General features: G+C 70.8%; 5 protein-coding genes. 2 read left to right on the forward strand and 3 right to left on the reverse strand.

From position 1 onward, the window contains the following. Positions 1-220: 220 nt before the first annotated feature. Complete coding sequence (locus D7W79_RS38095; protein WP_158617154.1) at positions 221-1,456, reverse strand: alpha/beta hydrolase-fold protein; 1,236 nt, start codon at positions 1,454-1,456, stop codon at positions 221-223. A 121-nt stretch (positions 1,457-1,577) separates the two neighbouring features. On the opposite strand from D7W79_RS38095, the gene D7W79_RS38100 reads away from it, so the two are divergent. Then, on the forward strand, positions 1,578-3,221 hold the full coding sequence (locus D7W79_RS38100; protein WP_120530167.1) for an AMP-binding protein: 1,644 nt from the start codon (positions 1,578-1,580) through the stop codon (positions 3,219-3,221). Here the strand turns inward: D7W79_RS38100 and D7W79_RS38105 are convergent. Both D7W79_RS38105 and D7W79_RS38110 read right to left on the reverse strand, forming a co-directional pair. After that, on the reverse strand, positions 3,208-3,747 hold the full coding sequence (locus tag D7W79_RS38105; RefSeq protein WP_120530168.1) for a TfoX/Sxy family protein: 540 nt from the start codon (positions 3,745-3,747) through the stop codon (positions 3,208-3,210). The genes D7W79_RS38100 and D7W79_RS38105 overlap by 14 nt on opposite strands. Before the next feature lie 37 nt (positions 3,748-3,784). Beyond that, the gene (locus D7W79_RS38110) at positions 3,785-4,681 is read right to left on the reverse strand and encodes a LysR family transcriptional regulator (RefSeq protein WP_120530169.1); all 897 of its coding nucleotides are present in this window, start codon (positions 4,679-4,681) and stop codon (positions 3,785-3,787) included. Positions 4,682-4,752: 71 nt separating this feature from the next. Here D7W79_RS38110 and D7W79_RS38115 point away from each other — a divergent pair. Further along, positions 4,753-5,512 (forward strand): MFS transporter (locus D7W79_RS38115; protein WP_120530170.1); only part of this gene is annotated, 760 nt, incomplete at its 3' end.

Genomic DNA, 5,512 nt, shown 5'->3' on the forward strand with positions numbered 1-5,512 from the left:
TGCTGGCCCATAACGTCAGCCGGCTGCTCACTCGCAGCCGGCTTTTCTGCGTCTTCGTCCTCCTCGAGGCCCCGGCTTCTCCCCCTGCCTCCCAGCCGGGCTGAGCCGCTATTCTGCGCAACCCTCCTGTCGGACAGGTTCGTGGAGCGCACCGTCGGCGGAGCTGCCCGGCAGGGTTCTCACCTTCTCATCCCTGGGGACGGACTCCGGGACTGAAGGCTCAGGGCTTGGGCTGCGCGGCGAACCGGGCGCGGAGCTCCTCCGCGTGCTTCTGGTAGTGCGGCAGGTCCGGGTCCTGATGCTCGCGTGCCAGCGCGACGGCGCGCTCGCGGTGCGTCAGGGCCTCCTGGAGGCGTCCCGCCGCTTCCAGGGCATCCGCCAGGCTGTCGTGCGCGTTGCCGGAGTCCGGGTGGAACGTGAGGTTCCGCTCGAAGGCGGCGATCGCCTGGGGAATGCGCTTCGCCTCCAGGTGGTGATAGCCCACCCCGTTGAACAGGCGCTCCTGCGGCACCACCGGGTAGCCCACGCGCCTGGACAGCCCCGCGTAGTGCGCCTCCAGGCGCGCCAGGTCTCCCGTCATCTGGAGCGCCTCGGGGACCTTCCAGCCGTTGAAGAGGAACCGCAGCCCTTCGTACGTCCCGATGTGCGGCAGGCTCGCGTGGTCGTCCTGGCCGGCCAGTTCGTCGTAGCGCCACGTGAGGTTCGCCGGCTTGCGCTTGCGCAGTTCCCTCGTGAGCGTGCGAAGGCGGGCGACGTTGGGCGCCTCCTCCGCGTCCTCGTCCAGGTACAGCGCGCGGCCCGGCGCGGTGAGGCGCGCGAGGGCTTCCGGCGCGGCGCGCACAAGCTCGGCGGAGTTCCAGTGCACGGATGGGCTGAGGGCCACGTAGGCGTTGAAGCTCTCCGGCTTGTGCGTGAGGACGTGCAGCGCGAAGAGGCCGCCGAGGGAGTGGCCTACGAGGATCCGGTAGGGCTGCGTGCGGTAGCGCGCCTCCACGGACGGAGCCAGCTCCTCGGTGAGGAAGCGCAGGAAGGTGTCCGCATGGCCCGCCGTGGGCGCGACCTCGGAGAGCAGCCGACCGTCGTCGATGCGCTCCGTCTTGGAGAAGGGCGGGGTGAGGTCGCGGGCGCGGTCCGTCGTGTTGGGCACCCCGACGATGATCATCTCCGGGATGTGCCGCGTCCGCGCAAGGAACTCCACCATGCTGGCGACGTGGACGAAGTGCGTCTCCGCGTCCAGCACGTAGAGCACCGGGTAGCGCTCGGTGGGCGCGGCCTCGTAGCCGTCGGGCAGGTGGATCATCAGCGGCCGTTCCTCCCCCAGCACCTTGGACGTCAGCGTGGTGCGGGTGCCGACGACGATGGGCTCATCCCCGGCCGCGATGGCCGCGCTCCCATGGAGAGCGAACAGCAGGACGAAGCCCCACAACCCACGGCGAAACGGCGGCCACTGGCGCATGCGAATCCCCCAGAAAGCCCTCGACGCTAGCGAGGCCGTCGGCGGGTACAAGCGGACAGCCGGAGGCCCTGCTCCACGCCGGTGCTTGCCCAGCCAGGGCCACCCTGGTGACGATGCGGGCATGACGACCGCCCTGTCCTATGCGCATGGCACCAGCACCACCCCGCTGCTGGGGGAGACCATCGGTCAGAACCTGCGCCGCACGGTCGAACGCTTCGGCGACCGCGAGGCGCTGGTGGTGGCCTCGCAGAACTACCGCGTCACCTGGCGGCAGTTCTGGGACGCGACGACGGCGGTGGCCAAGGGCCTGCTGGCATTGGGCATCCAGAAGGGCGACCGGGTGGGGCTTTGGTCTCCCAACCGCTTCGAGTGGACCGTGTCGCAGTACGCGCTCGCGCGCACGGGCGCCATCCTGGTCAACCTCAACCCCGCCTACCGCACGTCGGAGCTGGAGTACGCGCTCAACCAGGCGGGCGTGAGCGTGCTGCTGCTGGCGAAGGGCTTCCGGCAGACGGACTACACGCAGATGCTGGCGGAGGTGCGGCCCCGGTGCGCGGGCCTGCGCGAGGCGCTGGTGCTGGACTCGGACTGGGACCGGCTGCTGAAGGGCGGGGCGAGCATCGGCGACGACGTGCTGGAGGCGCGCGAGCTGTCGCTCCAGTTCGATGACCCCATCAACATCCAGTACACGTCCGGCACCACGGGCTTCCCGAAGGGCGCGACGCTGTCGCACCACAACGTGCTCAACAACGGCTTCTTCGTGGGCGAGGTGCTGCGCTACGGGCCGGAGGACCGCGTGTGCATCCCGGTGCCGTTCTACCACTGCTTCGGCATGGTGATGGGCAACCTGGCCTGCACGTCCCACGGCTCGGCCATGGTGATTCCGGGCGAGGCGTTCGACCCTCTGGCGGTGCTCCAGACGGTGCAGGCCGAGCGCTGTACGTCCCTCTACGGCGTGCCCACCATGTTCATCGCGGAGCTGGACCACCCGCGCTTCGGCGAGTTCGACCTGAAGTCGCTGCGCACCGGCATCATGGCGGGCTCGCCGTGCCCGGTGGAGGTGATGAAGCAGGTGCAGTCGCGGATGCACATGGAGGAGGTCACCATCTGCTACGGCATGACGGAGACGTCACCCGTGTCCACGCAGAACCCCCTGGACGACACGCTGGAGAAGCGCGTGGCCACGGTGGGACGCGTGCACCCGCACCTGGAGGTGAAGGTGGTGGACCCGGACTCGGGCGCGGTGGTGCCGCTGGGGCAGCCCGGGGAGCTGTGCACGCGTGGGTACAGCGTGATGCTCGGGTACTGGAACAACGCGGAGGCCACGGCGGCGGCCATCGACCGGGCCGGGTGGATGCACACCGGCGACCTGGCGACCATGGACGCGGAGGGCTACGTCAAGATCGTCGGCCGCATCAAGGACATGATCATCCGGGGCGGGGAGAACGTGTACCCGCGCGAAGTGGAGGAGTTCCTCCACACGCACCCGGAGGTCTCCGAGGCGCAGGTCATCGGCGTGCCCAGCGTGAAGTACGGCGAGGAGGTGATGGCGTGGGTGCGCCTGAAGTCCGGCGCCACGCTCACCGCGGAGGCGCTGACGGCGTTCTGCACCGGCCGCATCTCCACCTTCAAGATTCCCCGCCACTGGAAGTTCGTGGACAGCTTCCCGATGACCGTCACCGGCAAGGTGCAGAAGTTCCGCATGCGCGAGGTCTCCATCGCCGAGCTGGGGCTCGGCGACGTGGCCTCCATCAAGACCGCCTGACGCGCGCCGGCTTCTTCTTCGCGGCGGCCTTCTTCGCCGCTGAAGCCTTCTTCGCGGCAGGGACCTTCTTCGCCGCCGCTGGGGGCTTCTTCGCGACGGGGGCCTTTTTCGCCGCCGGAGTCTCTTTCTCGACGGGGGCCTTCTTCGCCGGCGCCGGGGCTTTCTTCGCCGCCGGAGTCTTCTTCGCGGCCTTCTTCATCGCGGCGCGGTTGGAGGCGTCCACGGCGCGGCGGGCCCAGGGCAGCAACCGGCGGCCGTCGTCCTCCGCGTCGGCGGGGGGCGTCCAGTAGCTCATCGGCTGCTCCCTGCCGCGGCTATGGTAGATGAAGGGCCGGCAGCCCTCGGCCTCGAAGTCGGCGCGAGTGACGTCGTCCGTCTTCAGGTAGAGCTGGCCCTGGATGATGAGGCCGAACATCCGGCCCCCGAAGTACAGGCCCCAGCCGCCGAACATCGAGCGGGCCTGCACCGCGCCGAGCGGCTCCAGCAACTCCAACGTGTACTCCACGAAGCTGTCCATACGAGGCATGGGCCCCTCCTAATCCAGTGGCGGCTCGGAGTGGAAGTCAGCGGGCCACGTGCTGTTTCACGGAGTCCGTGATGGCGTCCTTGAGCACGCGTGCCGCGGCGGTGAGTGAGCCCTGCCCGCGATGCACGAGCGCCACCTGCCTGCGCGGACTGCCCCGGGCCAGCGCCACCACGTCGAAGCCGTGGGCAGGGGCGTCCTTCGCCATGAGGCGGGGCACGAGCGCCAGGCCCAGGCCGCGCTCCACCATGCGGCCCAGCGCTTCGGCGGTGTCCGTCTCCAGGGCCACCTTGGGCGTCACGCCGCGCGCCTCGCACGCCGCCTCCACCGCGCGCGTGCCGACCATGTTCGGGATGCGGACCCACGTCTCCTCCGTCAGCTCCTGGATCGCCACGGGCCGTCCCAGCCGCGTCAGCCGGTGGCCCCGGGGCACCGCGAGCACCAGGGGTTCGTCCCACAGCAGCTGCGTGACCAGGTCCACCCGGCGCACGGGCAGCGTGAGGATGGCCAGGTCGAGCGTGCCTCGGGCCACGCCTTCCTCCAGCACGGGGGCGTGGTCCTGGACCAGGCGGGGCCGCACCTCCGGGTGGGCGGGGACGAAGGCGGCCATCAGGTCCGGGGCGAGGAAGGCGCCCACGGTGGGCAGGACGCCCAGCACCACGGGGCCGCGAGGCGTGCCGGCCAGTCGCTCCAGCTCCGCGCGGCCCGATGCCATGGCCTCCAGGGCTCGGGTGGCGTGCGGGAGGAAGCGCTCCCCGGCGTCGGTGAGGACGGCGCCGGAGGGCGTGCGCACCAGGAGGCGGGCGCCCACCTCCGCCTCCAGGGCCTGGAGCTGCCGGGACAGGCCGGACTGGGAGAGGCCCAGGCCTTTCGCGGCGGTGGAGACGCGCCCCTCGCGGGCGACCTGCAGGAAGGCTCGGAGCTGTTCGGAAGTCATGCGGGATGCGCAAGGAGCCTATGCCGAAGATGCGATTTCCGCATGGCCCGCCGGGGCGTAAGGAAGGGGGCATGGATGGAAGCGGTGTGACGGCGGAAGCGGGCAGCCGGATGCGGCCGGGTGGGGCGCGGCGGGTGGCCACGGGGGCGGTGCTGCTGGCCCTGGTGGTGAGCGCCTTCGAGGGCACGGTGGTGACCAGCGCCATGCCCACCATCACCCGCGAGCTGGGCGGGGACGCGCTCTACTCGTGGGTGTTCTCCGCGTTCCTCTTCGCGTCGACGGTGGGCGTGCTGGTGAGTGGGAAGCTGGCGGACCGGCTGGGGCGCAAGCCGGTGTTCTTCGCGGGGATGGGACTGTTCCTGGTGGGGTCCGCGCTGTGCGGCCTGGCCACGTCGGTGCCGGCGCTGGTGGGCTTCCGGGTGATGCAGGGGCTGGGCGCGGGGGCGTTGCAGCCCACGACGCTGACCATCAGCGCGGACCTCTACACGCTGCGCGAGCGGGCGGCCATCCAGGGCCTCTTCACCGGCGCGTGGGGCGCGGCGAACGCGCTGGGGCCGCTGATTGGCGGCTGGCTGGTGATGCACGCATCGTGGCGGTGGGTGTTCCTGGTGAACCTGCCGGTGGGCGTGCTGTCCGCGCTGCTGTTGCACCTGGCCTACCGGGATCCGCCCCGGCACGAGGGAACGAAGCTGGAGCCCTGGGGGCCGGTGCTGGCGGGGAGCACGGTGGCGCTGCTGCTCTTCGCGCTGGAGCCGGGCGCGGCGCAGGCGCGAGGGTCTGGCTCTTATACACATCTCCGAGCCCACGAGACATGTGCAGATCTCGTATGCC

The organism is Corallococcus exercitus, assembly GCF_003611585.1.
GTDB lineage: Bacteria > Myxococcota > Myxococcia > Myxococcales > Myxococcaceae > Corallococcus > Corallococcus exercitus.